The sequence below is a fragment of the Candidatus Eremiobacteraceae bacterium genome (assembly GCA_035314825.1).
Classification (GTDB): domain Bacteria; phylum Vulcanimicrobiota; class Vulcanimicrobiia; order Eremiobacterales; family Eremiobacteraceae; genus JAFAHD01.
The window spans coordinates 49,914-68,407 of sequence record DATFYX010000001.1; the positions used below are offsets into that span (position 1 = coordinate 49,914).

Here is an 18,494-nt window from a genome sequence, read left to right on the forward strand (position 1 = left end):
TCAGTGGCGACGACGCACCTGCTCATCGTCACGCCGAAATCGAAGAAATTCGAAGGCGAAGTCGAGCTGGTGATCGCGCCGGGCGCGGCCGGCGATCTGGGCGCGCTGCCGAATCACGCGCCGCTGCTGACCACGCTGCGCATCGGCCTTGTGAAAGCCGGCGACGTCGAATTCGCCGTCAACGGCGGATTCATGGAGGTCTTGCCGGACCGGGTCATCGTGCTGACGGACATGGCGCTCGCCAAAGATGAGGTCGACGTCGAGGCCGCTCGCGCCGAGCTAAAGCGGGCCGAGGAGGCGCTTGCGCAGAAGAAAGGCCCCGATGATTCCGAGGAACGCGCCGCTTTGGCATGGGCGCACGCCAAGCTTGAGGTCGCAGGCCGAACCGGAGAGTAAGCCAGCAGCCGGATGCCGTCATGCTTGATTCGCTGGACGGGCTCTCCACGAGGCTCGTCATCGACGGCGGTCGCCGGCTCGAAGGCGTCTTGCACGCGCCCGGCGCCAAGAACGCAGCCCTGCCCATCATGGCCGCGGCGATCCTCGCCGAGGGCGAGGTGGTCTTGCACCGCGTGCCGCGCATCACCGACGTCGACGTCATGGCTGCCATCCTCGAGAGCCTGGGCGCACGCGTACGCGAACAAGCCGGCGGCACGCTGGTCATCGACACGTCGTCGGTCAATTCGTATCGCGCACCCTACGCGCTCGTCAGCCGACTCAACGCATCGTTCGACGTCACCGGCGCGCTCATCGCGCGCTTCGGCCGTGCCGAAGTGCCGCAGCCGGGCGGCTGCGTCATCGGCCCGCGCGCCGTCGATCTGCATCTTCGCGGCTTCGAAGCGCTCGGCGTTGACATCAATCTCGAACACGGCACGATCATCGCGAACGCGGAAGGCCTGAGCGGCGCCGCGATCACGCTTGCCAAGCGCTCGGTCGGAGCGACCAAGAACATCATGCTCGCCGCGACCAAGGCGCGTGGCACCACCGTCATCGAGAACGCGGCGCAAGAACCCGAGGTCGTCGACCTGGCCGACTTCCTCAACGCGTTGGGCGCGCGCGTCCACGGGCAAGGCACGCCGACCATCACGATCGACGGCGTGCGCAAGCTGCACGGCTGCGAGCACACCGTCATTCCCGACCGCGTGGTCGCGGGCACGTATCTCATCGCGGGTGCCATCACCGGAGGCGACGTCACGCTGCAGGGGCTCGACCCGGCGATGTTAGACGCGCTGTCGGTCAAGCTGCGCGCCACCGGCGCGACCGTCGATGCGCAGGGCGTGAGCCTGCGCGTGCAGGGGATTCCTGCTTGGAGTCCGGTCGACGTCGTCACATCGGCCTATCCGGGTTTTCCGACCGATCTGCAAGCGCCGTTCGTCTCATATCTGAGTTTGGCAAAGGGAACGTCGCTCGTCGAAGAAACTATATTCGACGCCCGCTTCGTCTACGTCAGCGAGCTGGCGCGCATGGGGGCCGATATCAAGGTCTCCGGTCGCAACGCGGTGGTCAACGGCGTCGACAAGCTCAAGGATGCCGTCGTCGAGGCGCCGGATATCAGAGCGGGAGGCGCGCTCGTGTTGGCAGCGCTCGCCGCCGAGGGGACGTCGCAGATCGGCGGCCTGGAGTTCATCGACCGCGGCTACGAGTTCATCGAGGAGAAGCTCACCGCGCTCGGCGCGTCGGCGATGCGGGTCAGCGGACTCGCGCCGGTGCTGCCGAGACCTGACATCACCGTGACAGAGACGCTGCCGCGGGTCGTGACGCCGTTCGCACCGTGACGGTCGAATGAATTCGACCGCTACAGATATATAAGGAAGAATCTTGGAAATCGGAATCGATCTGGGCACCGCCAACGTCTTGGTGTACGTCCGCGGCAAGGGCATCGTGTTGCGCGAGCCGTCGGTGGTCGCGCGCGACGTGCGCAGCGGCAAGACGCTGGCGGTCGGCGAAGAGGCGCGTCTGATGCTCGGCAAGACGCCGAGCAACATCCAGGCCATCCGCCCGATGCGCGACGGAGTCATCGCCGACTTCGAAGTCACCGAGGCGATGCTCAACTACTTCATCAAGAAGGTGACGCGCAGCAACGGCTTCTTCTCGTTCCTGCGGCCAAAGCCGGCGGTCACCATCTGCGTGCCGGCCGAGATCACGTCGGTCGAGGAACGCGCGGTGCGCGACGCGGCCAAGCTCGCCGGCGCGAAGAGCGTCGACATCATCGAAGAGCCGATGGCCGCGGCCGTCGGCGCCGGTCTGCCGATCGATGGGCCGAGCGGCAACATGGTGGTCGACATCGGCGGCGGCACCACCGACGTCGCGGTGATCTCGCTGGGCGGCATCGTCGTCAGCCAGTCGATCCGCGTCGCCGGCAACAAGCTCGATGAGGCTATCGCGCGCCACATCCGCCGCGTCTACAATCTGATGATCGGCGAGCGCACCGCTGAGGACATCAAGCTCGGCATCGGGTCGGCCTACCGGCTCGATCCAGAGATGACGATGGATATCCGCGGCCGCGACTTGATCAATGGGCTGCCCAAGACCGTGACCATCACCTCGGAAGAGGCGCGCGAAGCGATGGCCGAGCCATTAGGGTCGATCATCGACGCGGTGAAAGCGGTGCTCGAGAAGACGCCGCCGGAGCTTGCGGCCGACATCATCGATCGCGGCATCGTGCTCACCGGCGGCGGCGCGCTGCTGCGCGGACTCGACTCGCTGCTGAGCGAGGTCACCGGCATCCCGGTCATCGTGGCCGACGATCCGATGTCGTGCGTCGTCATCGGCACCGGCCAACACGTACGGATGTGAGAATAGGAAGGCGACCATGAGAACTCGTCTGCTCGCGACCTTAGCGTTCGCCGCGTTCGCCCTCGGTCTCGCGCTGGCGCGGCCGGCGCACGCCGACGCCTTGTCCGCGATCAAAGCGCGCGGCACGCTCAACGTCGGCGTCAAGGCCGACGTGGTCGGGTTCGCCTATCTCAACCCCAAGACCGAGCACTACGAGGGCTATGAGATCGACATCGCCCACGAGCTCGCGAAGCGCTTGCTCGGCGATCCGAACAAGATCAATTTCACGGCGGTCACGCCGAGCACCCGAGGCGTGATGCTCGACAGCGGCGACGTGGACATGGTGATCGCGACGTTCACCATCACGCCCGAACGTCAGATCGTGTACAATTTCAGCCCGCCCTACTACACGGACGGCATCGCGCTGTTGGTGCCCAAGCTTTCCGGCATCAAGGGCCTGTCCGATCTGAGCGGCAAGCCCATCGGCATCGCCAAGGACACCACCACGGCAAGCGCGCTCATGGCCAAGGCCGGCACGGACACGTTGCTGACGTTCGCCGCGTTCGACACCTACGGACAAGTGCTCAACGCGCTCGAGAACGGAAGGGTCCAAGCGTTTTCGACCGACAGCTCGATCCTCAAGTCGTACGCGCAGCAGGATCCGGGTGCGGTCATCCTGCCGGGCCGCTATAGCAGCGAACCCTACGGCGTCGCGACCAAGAAAGGCGAGAATGCGCTCGCCAAGTGGGTCGCCGATCAGATCACAGATATGGATAAGACAGGTTTGCTCAACACGTGGCAACGCACGTGGGGCATCTATTTCGAAAACATCAAATAGGGCGCGCGCGCGGCGCGCGACGGCCGAGGTCTAGGCGGCGGAGCGCAGGCGGCGCACGAAGCTCGCGCCCGCGCGCATGACGCGGCGGCGCGCGCGTTCGACCCGGTTGCCCGCGTTGCGGCGCAGTTCCCGACCGACCCCGATCGGCACCAGCGCCGAATAGACGGCCGTGAAGACGACCGCGAGTCCGGCATAGAAGAGCTGGTTGCGAAGGCGGGACATCATGAGTAGAGCTTTTCCAAACGGCTCGTTTCGCCCTCCGGCCGCGAGGCGCATACCTCGGTGCGGGTGATACGAACGGCGGGTATGCCCGACGCCGCCGCGCTGGCGGAGGCGGCCGCCTGCATCACACACGGTGGAACGCTGATCTTCCCGACCGAGACCGTCTATGGAATAGGCTGCGCGCCTGACGACACCGCGGCCGTGGAGGCGATATTCCGGGCCAAGCGTCGTCCGCCGGACAAGCCGCTGGCGGTGCATCTCGCGTGGCCCGAAGCTGCGGCGCAGTTCGCGCGCACGCTCCAGCCCGCTGCACGACGGATCATCGAGCGCTTGTGGCCCGGCCCGGTGGCGATCATCGTCGAGCGCGCGCCCGCCATGGCGAGCGCAGCCGCCCTCGGCGGCGCGACGCTGTCGCTTCGCTGTCCGGACGACGCCGCGTGCGCCGCGATCTTGCGCGCGACTGGACCGCTCGCCGCGACCTCCGCGAACGTCTCAGGCGGCGAGGCCTACACGGGCGAGCGTGCGGATCTGCGCGCATTGCCGGACGCCACGCTCGCGCTCATCACAGGGCCGACCAGACTGCGGCAAGAAAGCACGATCGTTGATTGCACCGGAGAGACCGCGCGCATCGTGCGCCGCGGCGCGGTGGACGACGCGACGATCGCGTCGGTGACCGCCGCATCGTGAGATCCCGCAACCTCATCGCCGCCGTCGTCGTGCTCGCGCTGCTCGTGAGCGCGATGCCGCGTGCCGCGCGCGCCGATCTGCAGATCGGGCGTTTCTCGGTCGAGTTCCGCAATTCGAACTACAATCTGAAGACGGGCGATATCGTGCTCACCGGCGGGGTGAGCGGCAAGGGGCCGGACGGCGATTTCCGCGCCGACCGCGCGTTCGGCAATCGCGAGCGCCAAGAGATCACGTTAGTGGGCAATGTCCAAGCCCATCGCAAGTCCGCGGGCACGCCGATCACGCTCAACAGCGACACCGCGACCATCGACGAGCGCAACAAGACCTACATCGCCTCGGGGAACGTCAGCGCGATCGTCGGCGCGAGGACGATGAGTGCCGACCAGATGCGCCTCGACGACGCGGCCCATGTGTTCACCCTTGGCGGCAACGTGCACATCACCGAAGCGGGCCGCTCGCTCGCGACCGATCAATTGGTGTATCACGACGATTCCGGTGTCATCACGGCGCCCGGGCCGGTCAGCGGCACCACGGATAACGGCGATTTCAGCGCCGACCGCGCCGACGGCAACGTCAAGCTGGGCCAGGTCACGCTGACGGGCGACGTCGTGCTCCATTCGGGCGCCGCAGCGAACGGGCCGTCGAAGGAACCGGTCGCGCTCTACGCCGACGTCCTTCACTACGACGGCCAGGCCAAGACGGTGACAGCGACCGGCAGCGTCAAGATCGAACAAGGCACGCAGGTGGTGACGGCGCCGCTGCTGAGCTTGGACAACGCGACCGGCGATCTCCACTTGAGCGGCGGCGTGCACGGCGAGCAGCCGCCCGATCGCACGTTCGACACCGAACAGCTCACGTACAACGTCGATACGGGCGCGATCACCGTTCCCGGAGCGATCCGCGGGTCGGCTCGCGAGGGCGACTTCGCTGCGGATAGCGTGCGCGGCAACATGAAGACGCGCGTGTACGATCTGACGGGCCATGCCGTCGTGCGCACGTCGGGCAAGCGCGCGACCGGCGCCAACCAGACGCCGACCGCGCTCAAAGCCGACCACATCCATATCGACGAGGCGCACAAGCGCTACGTCGCAGAGGGCAACGCGACGATCGCGCAGGCCACGCGCACGGTGAGCGCGCCGCTGCTGACCTTCGACGACGTGGTGCACGTCGTGAAGCTGACGGGCGGCGTCCACGCGACGGAACAGCCTGATCGCAGCGCGGATACCGCCGAAGTGATCTACCATTCTGACACGGGGGCCATCTCGGCGCCGTCTCAGGTCACGGGCCGCTCGACGACCGACGCGTTCCGGGCCGATCGCGCCACCGGGAACACGAAGAACAACCTCTTCAATCTGGACGGCAACGTCGTCATGCGACGGCAGACGCCGCAAGACAAAGATCCTACGGTGCTGACCGCGTCGCACGTGCGCATCGACGGCGCCACCAAGACCTACACGGCCACCGGCAATCCGAAGGTCACGCAGGGCACGAAGTGGATGACCGGTCAGGTCATCAGCCTCAACGACTCGACCCACTTGCTGCACGTCACCGGCGGCGTGCATGCGGAGCAGCCGCACGGCCGGACGTTCGACACGCCAGAATTGACCTACAACACGCAGAGCGATTACTTCAAGATGCTGGGCGGGATCATGGCGATTTTCCCGCTCTCCAACGCGTCGTCGACGCCGACGCCGTTCCCGACTCCCAGCGGCAATCTCTCCCCGCAAGCGCCCTCGCCGTTCCAGAACGAGTCCATGCCGGCGCAGTACGCCTCGCCATCACCCACGCCCGCGCCCACGCCGTCGCCCACCGCGACTTCCCCGCCGACCGCAACGCCGCATTAGCACGGTCGAGTAAACTCGACCCGCTCCATACCGTTTAGGGTTCGAAGAACGTCCGGTCTTTGAGCTCGTCGGGCAGATGCTGCTGCTCGATCTTGGCATCGGGGAAGTCGTGCGCGTACTGATAGTCCTTGCCGTATCCGAGCTGCTTCATCAATCCGGTGGCAGCGTTGCGCAGGTGCAGCGGCACCGGCAGCGTGCCCGTCTCCTCGATCGCCTGTCGCGCAGCCGCATATGCCCGCAAGCCCGAGTTGCTCTTCTTCGCCCGCGCCAGATAGAGCGTCGCCTCCACGAGCGGGAACATCGCTTCGGGCATCCCGATGGCGTGCGCGGCATAGTGCGCGGCGGTCGCGATCGGCAGCGCCTGGGGATCGCCAAGCCCCACATCTTCGCCTGCCAGAATGACCAGCCGGCGGGCGATGAACATCGGATCCTCGCCTGCCTCGAGCATGCGGGCTAGCCAATACACCGCGGCATCCGGGTCGCTGCCGCGCACGGACTTGATGAACGCCGAGATAAGATCGTAGTGCTCGTCGCCGGCGCGATCGTAACGCAGCGCGCGCCGCTGCATCGCCTCCTCGACGTCGCGCGGCTCGATCACCGGCGCGGGCGTGCCGCGACTGGCCGCGATCTCCGAGGCCAGCTCCAAGGCGTTGAGCGCCGAGCGCGCGTCGCCGTCGGCGAGCGCGATAAGCTTGGCGCGCGCTTCCGGCGCGAGGCGCACGGCGCAAGGCAGTCCGCGGTCGCGGTCGGCGATCGCTCGATCGACGATCGTGCCGATCTCATCCGGCCCGAGCGGTGCGAGGACGAAGACGCGGCTGCGCGACAGTAGCGCGCTGTTCACTTCGAACGATGGATTTTCGGTCGTCGCGCCGATGAACGTGATGTCGCCTCGCTCGACGAACGGCAGGATCGCGTCCTGCTGCGCCTTGTTGAAGCGGTGGATCTCGTCGATGAAGACGATCGTGCCGCCGCGCGCGCGCACGCGCCTGGCGTCGGCGACGATGCGGCGCAGGTCCGCGACGCCCGCGGTGACGGCGGAGAGGCCGACGAAGCGCGCGCCGACCGCCTTTGCCAGCAGCCGCGCGAGCGTCGTCTTGCCGCTGCCCGGCGGGCCCCACAGCACGAGCGAGGGGATCTTGCGTTGCTCGGCGGCGGTGCGCAGCGCGGTGCCCGGGCCGATGATGCGCTGCTGGCCGACGAACTCGTCCAACGCGCGCGGCCGCATGCGCGCGGCGAGCGGCGCACCGGCCGGCAACGGTTCGTCGCCGCTCTCCGAAGATGGCGGCGCGATCTCGAACAGCCGCGGTTCGTCAGTCATGCGCTTAACGCCGCAGCGCGGCCACGGTGCGCATCCAGCTCAGGATCTCGCCCACCGTCACCTTCGACACGCCGCGCTCACGATTGCGGAACGAGATGGGCACCTCGACGATGCGCGCATCGGACGACGCCGATTCGAAAAGCAGCTCGGGCACCATCGAGTAGCCGGTGGATTTGAGTTTGGCGAGGCGCATGTGGCGCAGCAACCCGCTCGAGTACAGTCGAAAGCCCGACGTGCAGTCGCGCACGCGTAGTCCGAGCAGCATGCGCGCCATCGCATTGGCGACCGCGCTGTTCATCTTGCGCGCCATCGAGAAGTTCTCGACCGAGCCGCCGCGCACGTAGCGGGAGCCGATGACGAGATCGGCATCGCCCGCGTCGATGTACCCGAGCATGACGGGCAGCGCCGCCGGATCGTGCGAGCCGTCGGCGTCCATCGTCGCGATCGCCGCATAGCCGGCGTCGAGGCCGTATTGAAAGCCGGCGATATACGCGGTGCCCAGACCGAGTTTGCCTGCCCTGCTGACCAGCGCGATGCGCGGATCGCGCGATCGCATCGCCGTGACCAGCGCGGCGGTCCCGTCAGGGGACGCGTCGTCTACCACCAACACATCCAAGCGCGGCGACGCAGCGAGCACCGCTTGCACGGTGGCGCGGATGTTGTCGGCCTCTTGGTAGGTCGGGAGGACGACCAGGCAACGCCCGGCCGCCGCGGACATGTCGTCAGAAGTCACGGGCACAGGGCTTCGGCGCCGGGGTTCGCCCGACCCCGCCGCGAAACGACGCGCATGGCCGTCTATCTCGACAATGCCGCCACCACGGCGCTGCGCGCCGAGGCGCTCGACGCGATGCTGCCGTATCTGCGCGCGGAGTACGCCAACCCGTCAAGCCCGCATTCATCGGGCCAGCGGGTGCGGCGCGCGCTCGACGAGGCGCGCGAGCGCACGGCCGCTGCGATCGGCGCGCGACCGGCCGAGATCGTCTTCACCGGCAGCGGCTCGGAGGCCGACAATCTTGCGCTGTTCGGCCTCGTGGCGGCCGGCGCCGGCCGCGGACATCTGATCATCAGCGCCATCGAGCATCATGCCGTGCTGCATGCGGCCGACGTCGTACGCGCGCGCGGCCACACCGTGACGACACTGCCGGTCGACCGCGACGGGTTCGTCTCCGAGGATGCGCTCGCAGGGGCGTTGGAGGCGAACGCGGGCGCGACGTTGGTGAGCGTGATGCACGCCAACAACGAGATCGGCACGATCGAGCGCATCGAGCGGCTCGCCGCGATCGCGCACGCGCGCCGCGCGCTGTTCCATACCGACGCCGTGCAGACGGTCGGGCACATCGGCGTCGACGTGAAGGCGCTCGGCGTCGACGCGCTGTCGCTGTCCGCGCACAAGTTCGAGGGACCAAAGGGCGTCGGCGCGCTGTACGTGCGCTCCGGCGTTCACCCCGCGCCGCTGATCCACGGCGGCGGACAAGAAGGCGGCCGGCGCGCCGGCACCGAGAACGTCGCCGGCGTCGTCGGCTTGGCGACCGCGCTCGATCTGGCGGTGCGCAGCGTCGCGCGCCACGCAGCGGCGACCAGCGCCCTGCGCGACGAGCTGATCGAGAGCGTGCTCGCGCGCATCCCTGGATCGGCGCTCAACGGCTCGCGCAGCGAGCGGCTGCCCAATAACGCGAGCCTTCGCTTCGACGGCATCGACGGCCAGACGATGGTGCTCGCCCTGGACGTGGTCGGCTTCGAGGTCTCGACGGGCAGCGCGTGCACGTCGGGGTCGCTCGAGCCGTCGCACGTGCTTACCGCCGCGGGATTGGACGCTGCGCAAGCCCGGGGAACGGTCCGCTTCTCGCTCGGCCGGGGCACGACCAAAGCCGATATCGCGAGTTTGCTTTCGCATCTCCCGGGTATGATAGAGAGGTTACGCTCGCTGTCGGCTGCACTCGTACCTGGGGGAGGTCCCTCACGCGCCCGAGAATGACTGAGGTCCTCATATGAGCACGCAAGATTTCATGTGGTTGGCCATCGGGATCGCGAGCCTCGCCATCGGCGGCGGTCTGCTGTACGTCTTCATCCGCCTGGGGATGCTGCTGACGCAGTCGCAGGCCACGCTGGCCAAAGCGGACGGCAAGCTCGACCAGCTCGACGTGCCCATTTTGAAGACGATGGACTCGGTCGGCAACATCGCCAACAGCGTCGACAGCATGGTCGCCCGCGTCGACCGGGTCACCGCGGTCGCAGAGCGCGCCGCCGGCGCGGTGGACAAGGCGACGGACGCGGCCAGCTCGAGCATCGCGCCGACGGTCGCGAAGATCGCGAGCCTGATCGCCGGCGTCAGCGCCGGGGCGCGCGCCTTCCTCACCAAGTCGCGCGGCAAAGACAACGGATCGAATTGAAGGAGACGACATGGACAACGATCGCAGCAATTCAGGAGTAGGTTTTCTCTCGGGCCTCGTGATCGGCGCGTTCGCCGGTGCGGTGCTCGCGCTGGTGCTCGCGCCGCAAACGGGCGAAGAGACGCGCGAATTGATCACCGGCAAGGCGCAAGAGGCGCGCGGCAAAGCGATGGACCTCGCCTCGGACCTGCGCGATCTCGCCAATCAACTGGCCGACGACCTGCGCAAGCAAGCGGACGATCTGGCCAAGCGCACGCGCGTCGCGTATGAATCGACCGCCAAACGCGCCGACAGCGCGGTCAACGCGGCCAAGCACGCCGCGCAATCCAAGATCGACGAGCTTTCGAACGGGTAGGTCCAGCGTGGACATCAACGTGGACGTCAAAGAGATCCCCGGCAAGAACGGCGTGCGGGTCGTCGACCTCAACGGCGAGATCGACGTCTATACGTCGCCGCGCGTCAAAGAGACGATCAGCGAGCTGATCGATCAAGGCCACTACGATCTCATCATCAACCTCGAGAACGTGCGCTATATCGATTCGACCGGCTTGGGCGTGCTGATCGGCGGCCTCAAACGCGTGCGCGAGCACAGCGGAACGGTCAACCTCATCTGCACCAATCCGCAGATCAAGAAGATCTTCGATATCACCGGCCTGGTGAAGATCTTCGGGATCTACGATTCGGAAGCGAGCGCAAGCGCGGCGCTATGATCTCGCCCGCAGACGAGGCCCTCGCGAACAACACCATCGAGCTGCGGCTGCCGAGCAAGGCCGAGTGGGTCGGCGTCGCCCGGCTCGCCGTCGCCGGCATCGCCAGCCGGCTCGAGTTTTCCATCGAAGACATCGAAGACCTCAAGCTCTCGGTGGCAGAGGCATACACCAACTGCATCCAGCACGCCGACGACAGCGGCGAAGTGCGCATCATCTGCACGATCCATCCGGAGAAGCTCGTCGTGATGGTCCGCGATCGAGGCAAGGGCTTCAAGGGCGCCACCGTCGCACCGCGCCGTCTCGGCGAGCCGCAAGAGGGTGGACTCGGCGTGTTCCTCATCAGAACCTTGATGGACGACGTGACCTATGAGGTCGATCCGGGGCGCGGCACCCGCCTGACGATGACCAAGCACGTCCGTCCTGCGTCCGGCTCGCGTGAGCGCGGAGCCTAGAGCTCCCAACGCCGACCGTCAAACCGTGCGCTTCGACAAGCAGCGCGTGCGGTCGCTTTTCGCGTCGTTCGCGGCGTCGCGCGATCCGCAGGTGCGGGAGCAGCTCGTCATCGAGCATCTCAATCTGGTGCGCTACCTCGCGTCGCGTTTCGCCAATCGCGGCGAACCGCTCGACGACCTGATCCAGGTCGGCATGCTCGGGCTCATCAAAGCCATCGACCGCTTCGAGCCGGAGCGCGGTCTGGAGTTCACCACGTACGCGACGCCGACCGTCATCGGCGAGATCAAGCGCCACTTCCGCGACAAGGGCTGGGCCATACGCGTGCCGCGCCGCTTGCAGGAGCTCAACGCCGCGGTCAATCGCGCCGTCGACACGATGTCGGTGGAGCTCGGCCGGCCGCCCACGATCGCCGAACTCGCCGCTGCGCTCGGGGCCGGCGAAGAAGAAGTCATCGAAGCGCACGAGCTCGGGCAGGCGTATGCGCCGCTTTCGCTCGACGTCGACCTCGCCGGTGAGGGCGAAGGCAAGAGCGCGACTCTGCGCGATTATCTGGGCGCCGCCGACCCCGCGATGCAGTTGGCCGAAGATCGCGATCTGCTGGAACGGGCGTTCGCGCGCCTCGACCGCCGCGAGCGCGTCATCCTCTACCTGCGGTTCTACGAAAACGCCTCGCAGTCGGACATCGCCCGGCGCCTGCAGGTCTCGCAGATGCACGTCTCGCGCCTGCAACAGCGCGCGCTCGCCAAGATGAAGGGCCTCGCCCAAGAAGAGTCGCGCCCCGATCACGCAAACTAGTCCTACGGGATGACATCCGCCCAGATCCGTCAGTCGTTCGTCGACTTTTTCGTCGCTCGTGACCATCGTCATGTGCCGGGCGCGAGCCTTGTGCCCGACGCGCTGTCGACGACGCTGTTCACCATCGCCGGCATGGAGCCGTTCGTGCCGCAGTTCTTGGGCGAAGCTCCGCCGCCGGCACCGCGCGTCGTCACCGTCCAGCGCTGCCTGCGCGTGGCGGGCGGCAAGAACGACATCGACAACGTCGGGCGCAGCGGCAGGCACGGCACGTTCCTGGAGATGCTCGGCAACTTCTCGTTCGGCGATTACTACAAGCGCGAAGCGATCGCATTTGCGTGGGAATACCTGACGAAAACGCTTGCGCTGCCGGCCGACCGCCTCTACGCGACCGTGTACCTCGACGACGACGAAGCGGCCGATATCTGGCATCGCGACATCGGCCTGCCGCGCGAGCGCATCACGCGCATGCGCGAGGACAATTTCTGGGATATGGGTCCGACCGGCCCCTGCGGCCCGTGTTCGGAGATCTTCTACGACCTCGGACCTGAGGTAGGCTGCGCTAAACCGACGTGCGGCGTCGGTTGTCCGGATTGCGATCGTTACATCGAGTTCTGGAACCTGGTGTTCCAGCAGTACGACCGGGATTCTGACGGGCGGCTGCACCCGCTCCCCAAACAGTGCATCGACACCGGGATGGGCTTCGAGCGCCTGTGCATGATCCTGGCCGGCAAGACGTCGATCTTCGACACGGATCTGTACCAGACGATCATCGCGGCGCTGCCGCCGGTCGGAAAATCGCGGCTGTCCGAAGAGGACCGCGGCGTGCACAAGCGCATCATCGCCGACCACGCGCGCGCGTGCATCTTCTTGGTAGCCGACGGCGTCGTGCCAAGCAACACCGATCGCGGCTACGTGCTGCGCTTTCTCGCGCGCCGCGCGATCCGCGGCGGAAAACTGCTCGGCTTTCCGGACGGCTTCTTCTCTCAGCTGACGCCGGTCGTGATCTCGACGTTGATCGACGGCTACCCCGAGCTCGCCGGCGCGGACGAGCGAGTTCGCCGCGCGCTTGAAGCGGAAGAGAAACAGTTCGGCGCGACGCTCGCGCGCGGCTCGGCTCGTCTGACCGAACGGCTCGACGCGCTGCGCGCCACAGGAGCGCGCGAATTGCCGGGCGACGACGCGTTCGAGCTGTATGACACGTTCGGATTTCCGGTCGATCTCACGCGCGAGATCGCGGCCGAGGCGGGCATCGCGATCGACATGGCGGGCTATCACGCGGCCATGGCCGCGCAGCGGGAACGCGCGCGCGCCGACGCGTTGGCTAAACGCGGCGAGGTGCGCGTCGCGTCCTCAGGACCGAGCGACGCGCCGCAATCGAAGTTCGTCGGCTACGACCGTCTGGAGAACGCGGCGACCATCATCGCGCTGTTCGACTCGAGCGGCGCGCCCGTGCAGCGGCTTGAAACCGGCGCCGAGGGAGTCATCGTGCTCGATGAGACGCCGTTCTACGCCGAGCGCGGCGGACAGGCCGGCGACCGCGGCGCGATCGCTGCCGGCGGCGCGTCGTTCGACGTGCGCGATACGCAGTGGGAGGACAAGACACACCGGCGCATCCTGCATAAGGGCGTGGTGAACGCCGGTGCTCTCGCGGCCGGCGATCGCGTGGACGCGCTGGTCGATCCGCACTGGCGGCGCGAGATACGGCGCCACCATACGGTCACGCATCTGCTCCAACGCGCGCTCAAGGACGCGCTCGGCGACGCGGTCGCTCAACGCGGCAGCGCGGTCTTCCCGCAGCGCACGCGTTTCGACTTCGACTCGCCGGTCGGCGCCCTGACGCGCCAGCAGCGCTCCGAGATCTCCGGCAGGGTCAACGAGCTGATACGCGCCGACTATCGCATCGGCGAGGAGATGATACCGTTCGAAGCGGCGCTCTCCCGCGGCGTGACCTACATGAAGGGCGAGGACTACGGCGACGTCGTGCGCGTCGTGACGTTCGGTCCGAGCATCGAGCTGTGCGGCGGCACCCACGTGTCGTCGACCGGCGAGATCGGCCATTTCGTGCTGCTCAGCGAGTCGGCGATCGGGGCCGGCATCAGACGCGTCGAGGGCGTCGTGTCCGAATCGGCGGACCGCTATGTCGAATCCGTCCGCGAGACCGTGGATGAGGTCGGCGCGGCGCTTTCGACGCCGAGCGATCGGGTGCCCGAAGCGGTCTCGCGGCTGTCGCAGCGCCAACGCGACCTCGAGCGCAAGGTCGCAGCCTTGCAAAGCCAGCTCGCCTCGCAGCGCGCCGCGCAATACGTCGCTGACGCGAAAGAGATCGCCGGCGTGCGCTACGTGACGGTATCGGCAGACGAAGAGTCGGGCGTCGGCGCCAAGGACCTCGCGGAGTCGATCCGCGCCCAGCTCCCGGATGGTCTGGTCGTGGTCGCGGCGCGCGAGAACGGCAAAGTCTCGGTCGTCGTCGCGGCCGGCGATGCGTTGACCAAGAAAGGGCTATCCGCCAAAGACGTGCTCGCAGCGATCCTGCCGTTGGTCGACGGCAAGGGCGGCGGCAGTCCAGCGATGGCGCAAGGAGCGGGCAAGAATGCGCAAGGCATCGGCGCCGCGCTAGCCGCGGTCCCCGGCGCGATCGAGAAAGCTGTTCGTGGCTGACGCACGCACGCGCGTGCCGCTGCGTCTCGCGCTCGCGATCGTCATCGTGCATTGGGCGCTCGCGCCGGCCGCGGCAGCAGTCGCCGCGCCGTCGCCGTCGGGCGCGGCCGCCAAGGCGCTCGCGCAATATCACGCGCTCATGAGCGCGCTGCAAAAACCCGCCAATATGGTGTTCACGTACAGCGAGGTGCGGACCGGTCCCACGCGCATCGTCAGCGGCGTGCACCGCGTGTACCGCGACAAAGACGGCAACCAGCGCAACGACACGATCGCCATCAACGATACCCCGGTGCGGCCCCCGCAGACGCAGACCTTCGTGCGCGCCAGCTGGCCGTATTTCGCCGACCAGTTCGACGTGCCGGGAAGCGGCTACGACGTGGAGTTCGCGGGCAGCGCCCTGGTGAACGGCCACAAAGCCTACGTGTATCGGGCCAAACGGCTCGCGCCGGCCCAATTCGCGATCACCGAGCTGGCCATCGAACCCGGGACCGGCGTGCCGCTGCGCGAGCAGTTCACGGTGACGACGCGCGACTGCGACGGCTCCGGACAGATCGAATTCGCGCTGTTCGGGCCGTACGTGCTTCCGTCAAGCGTGTCCGCGCAGTGCACGATGGGCTCGGATCAGTTCAAACACATCATCAAGTTCAGCGACTATTCGTTCCCCGCTGCGATTCCGCAAGAGGTGCTGCACCCGGTGGGAGCGTCGGCCGGATGAGGGCCTTCGTGTCGCGATGGTCGGCGGCGATCGTGTTCGTCGTCGCGCTCGCGCTGTTCTGGCTCTCCACGGGCGGCGGACACGCGTACTACGACAACTTCGTCCGCCTCGCGTACGCCTTCACGCACGGCAGGTTATGGATCGACTGGCCCGGCCCGGCGATCGAAGCGCTGGCATGGAACGGCCAGCACTACGTCATCGAAGGACCGATCCCGGCCATTCTGTGCATCCCGTCCGTGCTGATCTTCGGGCTTGATGCGAACCAGGCGGTCGTCTGCGCTATCGCAGCAGCCATCGGGGTTTGCGCGTGCTGGGTGATGCTGGAGCGCATGCGCGTCTCGCGCGAGGTGCAGATCTGGACGACCGTGTTCGTCGGCTTCGGCACGGTCTATTGGTGGTGCGCAGCGTTCGGCTCGCTGTGGATGTACGCGCACATCGCCGGCGCGATGTTCGCGTTGATCGCACTAGCCGAGTGGTATGGCCGGCGCAGGCCGTGGCTGCTCGGCGTGCTGTTCTCGTGTCTCGCGCTGTCGCGCTTTCCGATGGCGCTCGCCGGCATCCCGTTCGTCGTCTGGCTCGCGCTCGAAACGCCGAAAGGCGAGCGCCTGCGCGCTCTCTCCCAGGCGGCGCTCGGCGCGCTGCCGTTCTTCATCCTCTTCGCGCTCTACAATTACGGCCGCTGGCACACGTTCAACGACATCGGCTACACGACGTGGTTCCACGAGGATCCGGTCGGATCGAAGACCGGCAGCCCGTTCGGCTTGAACTTTCTGGCCGTCAATCTGTACAGCTTCTTCATGCTGCCGCCGGATTTCACGCCGTATCCGCCGTGGCTCAAACCGACCGGGTACGGCGTCGCGCTGACGTTCACGAGCCCGGCGCTCGCGCTCGCGTTCCTCGCGCCGGCACGCAGCCGCGAGACGTGGTTTTTGTGGTCGGCGGTCGTGCTCACCGCGATCCCGTCGCTGCTCTACTACGTGAATGGTTTCGAGCAGTTCGGCATGCGCCACTCGCTCGATTTCACGCCCTTCATGATCCCGCTGGTCGCGCGCGGCCTCGAGCGCGCCAAGTTCGCGTTCTCGTACGCCCTGATCGCATGGTCGGTCATCGCAAACGCCTACGGCATATGGTATTCGTGGGCGTACCATGCGTACGCCGTCGTGCCTCGGTACTGACGCATAAAGGTCACGCACGGGGAGCCCGGCGAACGCGGCGCGCGACGACATGGCAGACGTGAAGGCGGCGCCGGCTGCAAAGATCCTCGTCGTCGACGACGAGGCGACCATCCTGCAGACCTTGCGTTACAATCTCGAGAAGAACGGGTACTCGGTGTGCACGGCCGGCGACGGGCGCCGCGCGTTGTCGGTCGCGGAGCTCGAGAAGCCGGACCTCATCGTGCTCGACATCATGCTCCCCGAGCTTGACGGCATCGAAGTCTGCCGCGAGATCCGCAAGCGCTCGACCACGCCCGTGCTGATGCTCACCGCGAAAGACCAAGAGATCGACAAGGTGCTCGCGCTCGAGATCGGCGCCGATGACTACATCACCAAGCCGTTCTCCGTGTACGAGCTGCTCGCGCGCATCAAGGCACACCTGCGCCGCCTCCAAGTGGCGCCATTGCCGGCCGAGACGGGCGTCCTCAAAGGCGGCGAGATCGAACTCGACGCCGGCCGGCACAAAGTGACGAAGGCGGGCGCGATCGTCGAGCTCGCCCCCAAAGAATTCCGCCTGCTGCAGGTGTTGCTCGAGAACAAAGGCCGCGTGGTCACGCGCCAAGCGATGCTCGATCGCGTGTGGGGCTACGATTTCTACGGCGACTTGCAGACGGTGAACGTCCACATCCGATGGCTGCGCGAGAAGATCGAGGACAGCCCAAGCGATCCCAAATACATCCTCACCGTCCGCAGCCGCGGGTATCTGTTCAAAGATTAGCCAAGCGTACGAGCGGATATGCCGCTCTTCGACCAATTCCGCAAGCCGCGCAAGACTGAGGGCGTTTCGTCGCACTCCGCGCTCACCGACCGCAATAGCGCCCTCGTCGAGCGTTTCGATGCGCTGGTCGATGCGCTGCCGGTCGGCGTCATCGTGGTCGGCGAAGATGGCCGCGTCACGGTGTTCAATCCGGCGGCCGCCGAGATCTTCGGCGTGCCGCGCGCGCGCGCGCTGGGCCGCTCGCTGATCGAATCCGTGCGCAGCTTCGAGCTGGACCGAAGGCTTTGGAACGCGCTGCGCGGCGGCGTCGAGCAGACCGCTGAGCTCACCTACAACGCGGGTACAGAGCGCAAGCTCGAGCTGACCACGCGCCCGTTGCGCGGCACCGAACCGCCCCGCGAAGCGGTGGCCGTCGTCCACGACATCACGCGGGTGCGCGAGCTCGAGGCGATCCGGCGCGACTTCGTGTCCAACGTCTCGCACGAGCTGCGCACGCCGCTGACCTCGGTGAAGATCATCGTCGAGACGCTGCAGGGCGGCGTCGACGCGACGACGCAAGCCGGATTCCTCAACGACATCGCGCGCGAGACCGACCGCATGATCGCGCTGGTCGAAGATCTGTTGGGCCTCGCCAAGCTCGAGAGCAGTACGCTTGCCGTCCCCTTCAGTCCCGTCGATCTGTGCGAGGTGTGCCGCGAAGTCGTCGCCACGCAAGCGCTGCGCGCCAAACAGCTGCACATCGATCTGCAGGTGCGCACCCCGGACGAGCCCATCGTGATGCTCGGCGATCGCGCCAAGCTCGTACAGGTCGTCGTCAATCTGCTCGACAACGCGCTGCGCCTCACGCCGCCGAACGGCCACGTGAAGGTCGCGGTCAGAAGTGACGACGGACACGCCGTGCTCAGCGTCGCCGACGACGGTCCAGGTATCCCCTCATCGGCGTTGCCGCACATCTTCGAGCGCTTCTACGTCGTCGATCGGTCGCGCGCGCGATCCTCGACCGGCACTGGCCTCGGGCTCGCGATCGTCAAGCATATCGTCGAGTCGCACGGCGGCACGGTGGTGGCGGAAAGCCAACTGGGAGTGGGCACGACATTGCGCTGCCGTTTCAAGATTTAAGCCCTTCATAGTTTACAAACGTCCCGCATCGCCCTATAATG

General features: G+C 67.0%; 20 protein-coding genes. 17 read left to right on the forward strand and 3 right to left on the reverse strand.

Going from position 1 to position 18,494, the window contains the following annotated elements; genetic code table 11:
• Nucleotides 1–3: 3 nt before the first annotated feature.
• The 4 genes from atpC to VKF82_00295 are packed head-to-tail and all read left to right on the forward strand — an operon-like array spanning nt 4 to nt 3,610.
• Complete coding sequence (atpC, locus tag VKF82_00280) at nt 4–396, forward strand: ATP synthase F1 subunit epsilon (protein HME80489.1); 393 nt, start codon at nt 4–6, stop codon at nt 394–396.
• A gap of 20 nt (nt 397–416) precedes the next feature.
• Entirely contained in the window at nt 417–1,772 is a 1,356-nt protein-coding gene (gene murA, locus VKF82_00285; GenBank protein HME80490.1) for a UDP-N-acetylglucosamine 1-carboxyvinyltransferase, read from the forward strand.
• A gap of 43 nt (nt 1,773–1,815) precedes the next feature.
• A complete protein-coding gene (locus VKF82_00290; GenBank protein ID HME80491.1) occupies nt 1,816–2,793 on the forward strand; it encodes a rod shape-determining protein in 978 nt (325 codons plus the stop codon).
• A 16-nt stretch (nt 2,794–2,809) separates the two neighbouring features.
• On the forward strand, nt 2,810–3,610 hold the full coding sequence (locus VKF82_00295) for a transporter substrate-binding domain-containing protein (protein HME80492.1): 801 nt from the start codon (nt 2,810–2,812) through the stop codon (nt 3,608–3,610).
• Between the two features lie 30 nt (nt 3,611–3,640).
• On the opposite strand, the gene VKF82_00300 is transcribed toward VKF82_00295, so the two are convergent.
• The gene (locus tag VKF82_00300; protein HME80493.1) at nt 3,641–3,835 is read right to left on the reverse strand and encodes a hypothetical protein; all 195 of its coding nucleotides are present in this window, start codon (nt 3,833–3,835) and stop codon (nt 3,641–3,643) included.
• A gap of 81 nt (nt 3,836–3,916) precedes the next feature.
• Between VKF82_00300 and VKF82_00305 the strand changes: the two genes are divergently transcribed.
• Nucleotides 3,917–4,519, forward strand: a complete 603-nt coding sequence (locus tag VKF82_00305; protein HME80494.1) for an L-threonylcarbamoyladenylate synthase — start codon at nt 3,917–3,919, stop codon at nt 4,517–4,519.
• Nucleotides 4,516–6,363, forward strand: a complete 1,848-nt coding sequence (lptC, locus tag VKF82_00310; protein ID HME80495.1) for an LPS export ABC transporter periplasmic protein LptC — start codon at nt 4,516–4,518, stop codon at nt 6,361–6,363. Before VKF82_00305 ends, lptC begins: the two co-directional genes overlap by 4 nt.
• Nucleotides 6,364–6,397: 34 nt before the next feature.
• On the opposite strand, the gene VKF82_00315 is transcribed toward lptC, so the two are convergent.
• Together VKF82_00315 and VKF82_00320 are read right to left on the reverse strand one after the other, a co-directional pair.
• A complete protein-coding gene (locus VKF82_00315; protein ID HME80496.1) occupies nt 6,398–7,681 on the reverse strand; it encodes a replication-associated recombination protein A in 1,284 nt (427 codons plus the stop codon).
• Nucleotides 7,682–7,685: 4 nt separating this feature from the next.
• Nucleotides 7,686–8,414, reverse strand: coding sequence for a polyprenol monophosphomannose synthase (locus tag VKF82_00320; protein HME80497.1), 729 nt, complete (start codon nt 8,412–8,414; stop codon nt 7,686–7,688).
• A gap of 54 nt (nt 8,415–8,468) precedes the next feature.
• On the opposite strand from VKF82_00320, the gene VKF82_00325 reads away from it, so the two are divergent.
• The 11 genes from VKF82_00325 to VKF82_00375 are packed head-to-tail and all read left to right on the forward strand — an operon-like array spanning nt 8,469 to nt 18,453.
• Complete coding sequence (locus VKF82_00325) at nt 8,469–9,656, forward strand: aminotransferase class V-fold PLP-dependent enzyme (protein ID HME80498.1); 1,188 nt, start codon at nt 8,469–8,471, stop codon at nt 9,654–9,656.
• Nucleotides 9,657–9,669: 13 nt separating this feature from the next.
• Nucleotides 9,670–10,071 (forward strand): hypothetical protein, encoded by a 402-nt coding sequence (locus VKF82_00330; GenBank protein HME80499.1) that lies wholly within the window; start codon nt 9,670–9,672, stop codon nt 10,069–10,071.
• Between the two features lie 10 nt (nt 10,072–10,081).
• Entirely contained in the window at nt 10,082–10,426 is a 345-nt protein-coding gene (locus tag VKF82_00335; protein HME80500.1) for a YtxH domain-containing protein, read from the forward strand.
• A gap of 7 nt (nt 10,427–10,433) precedes the next feature.
• Entirely contained in the window at nt 10,434–10,781 is a 348-nt protein-coding gene (locus VKF82_00340) for an STAS domain-containing protein (GenBank protein HME80501.1), read from the forward strand.
• Complete coding sequence (locus VKF82_00345) at nt 10,778–11,233, forward strand: ATP-binding protein (protein HME80502.1); 456 nt, start codon at nt 10,778–10,780, stop codon at nt 11,231–11,233. Before VKF82_00340 ends, VKF82_00345 begins: the two co-directional genes overlap by 4 nt.
• Nucleotides 11,217–12,029, forward strand: a complete 813-nt coding sequence (locus VKF82_00350) for a SigB/SigF/SigG family RNA polymerase sigma factor (protein HME80503.1) — start codon at nt 11,217–11,219, stop codon at nt 12,027–12,029. The genes VKF82_00345 and VKF82_00350 overlap by 17 nt, the downstream gene beginning before the upstream one ends.
• Nucleotides 12,030–12,038: 9 nt before the next feature.
• Nucleotides 12,039–14,687, forward strand: a complete 2,649-nt coding sequence (gene alaS / locus VKF82_00355; protein HME80504.1) for an alanine--tRNA ligase — start codon at nt 12,039–12,041, stop codon at nt 14,685–14,687.
• Nucleotides 14,680–15,402 (forward strand): hypothetical protein, encoded by a 723-nt coding sequence (locus VKF82_00360; GenBank protein HME80505.1) that lies wholly within the window; start codon nt 14,680–14,682, stop codon nt 15,400–15,402. Before alaS ends, VKF82_00360 begins: the two co-directional genes overlap by 8 nt.
• 8 nt (nt 15,403–15,410) lie before the next feature.
• Complete coding sequence (locus tag VKF82_00365) at nt 15,411–16,577, forward strand: hypothetical protein (GenBank protein HME80506.1); 1,167 nt, start codon at nt 15,411–15,413, stop codon at nt 16,575–16,577.
• A 49-nt stretch (nt 16,578–16,626) separates the two neighbouring features.
• Nucleotides 16,627–17,334 (forward strand): response regulator transcription factor, encoded by a 708-nt coding sequence (locus tag VKF82_00370; protein ID HME80507.1) that lies wholly within the window; start codon nt 16,627–16,629, stop codon nt 17,332–17,334.
• A gap of 18 nt (nt 17,335–17,352) precedes the next feature.
• Entirely contained in the window at nt 17,353–18,453 is a 1,101-nt protein-coding gene (locus VKF82_00375; GenBank protein HME80508.1) for an ATP-binding protein, read from the forward strand.
• The last annotated feature ends 41 nt before the right edge of the window (nt 18,454–18,494 follow it).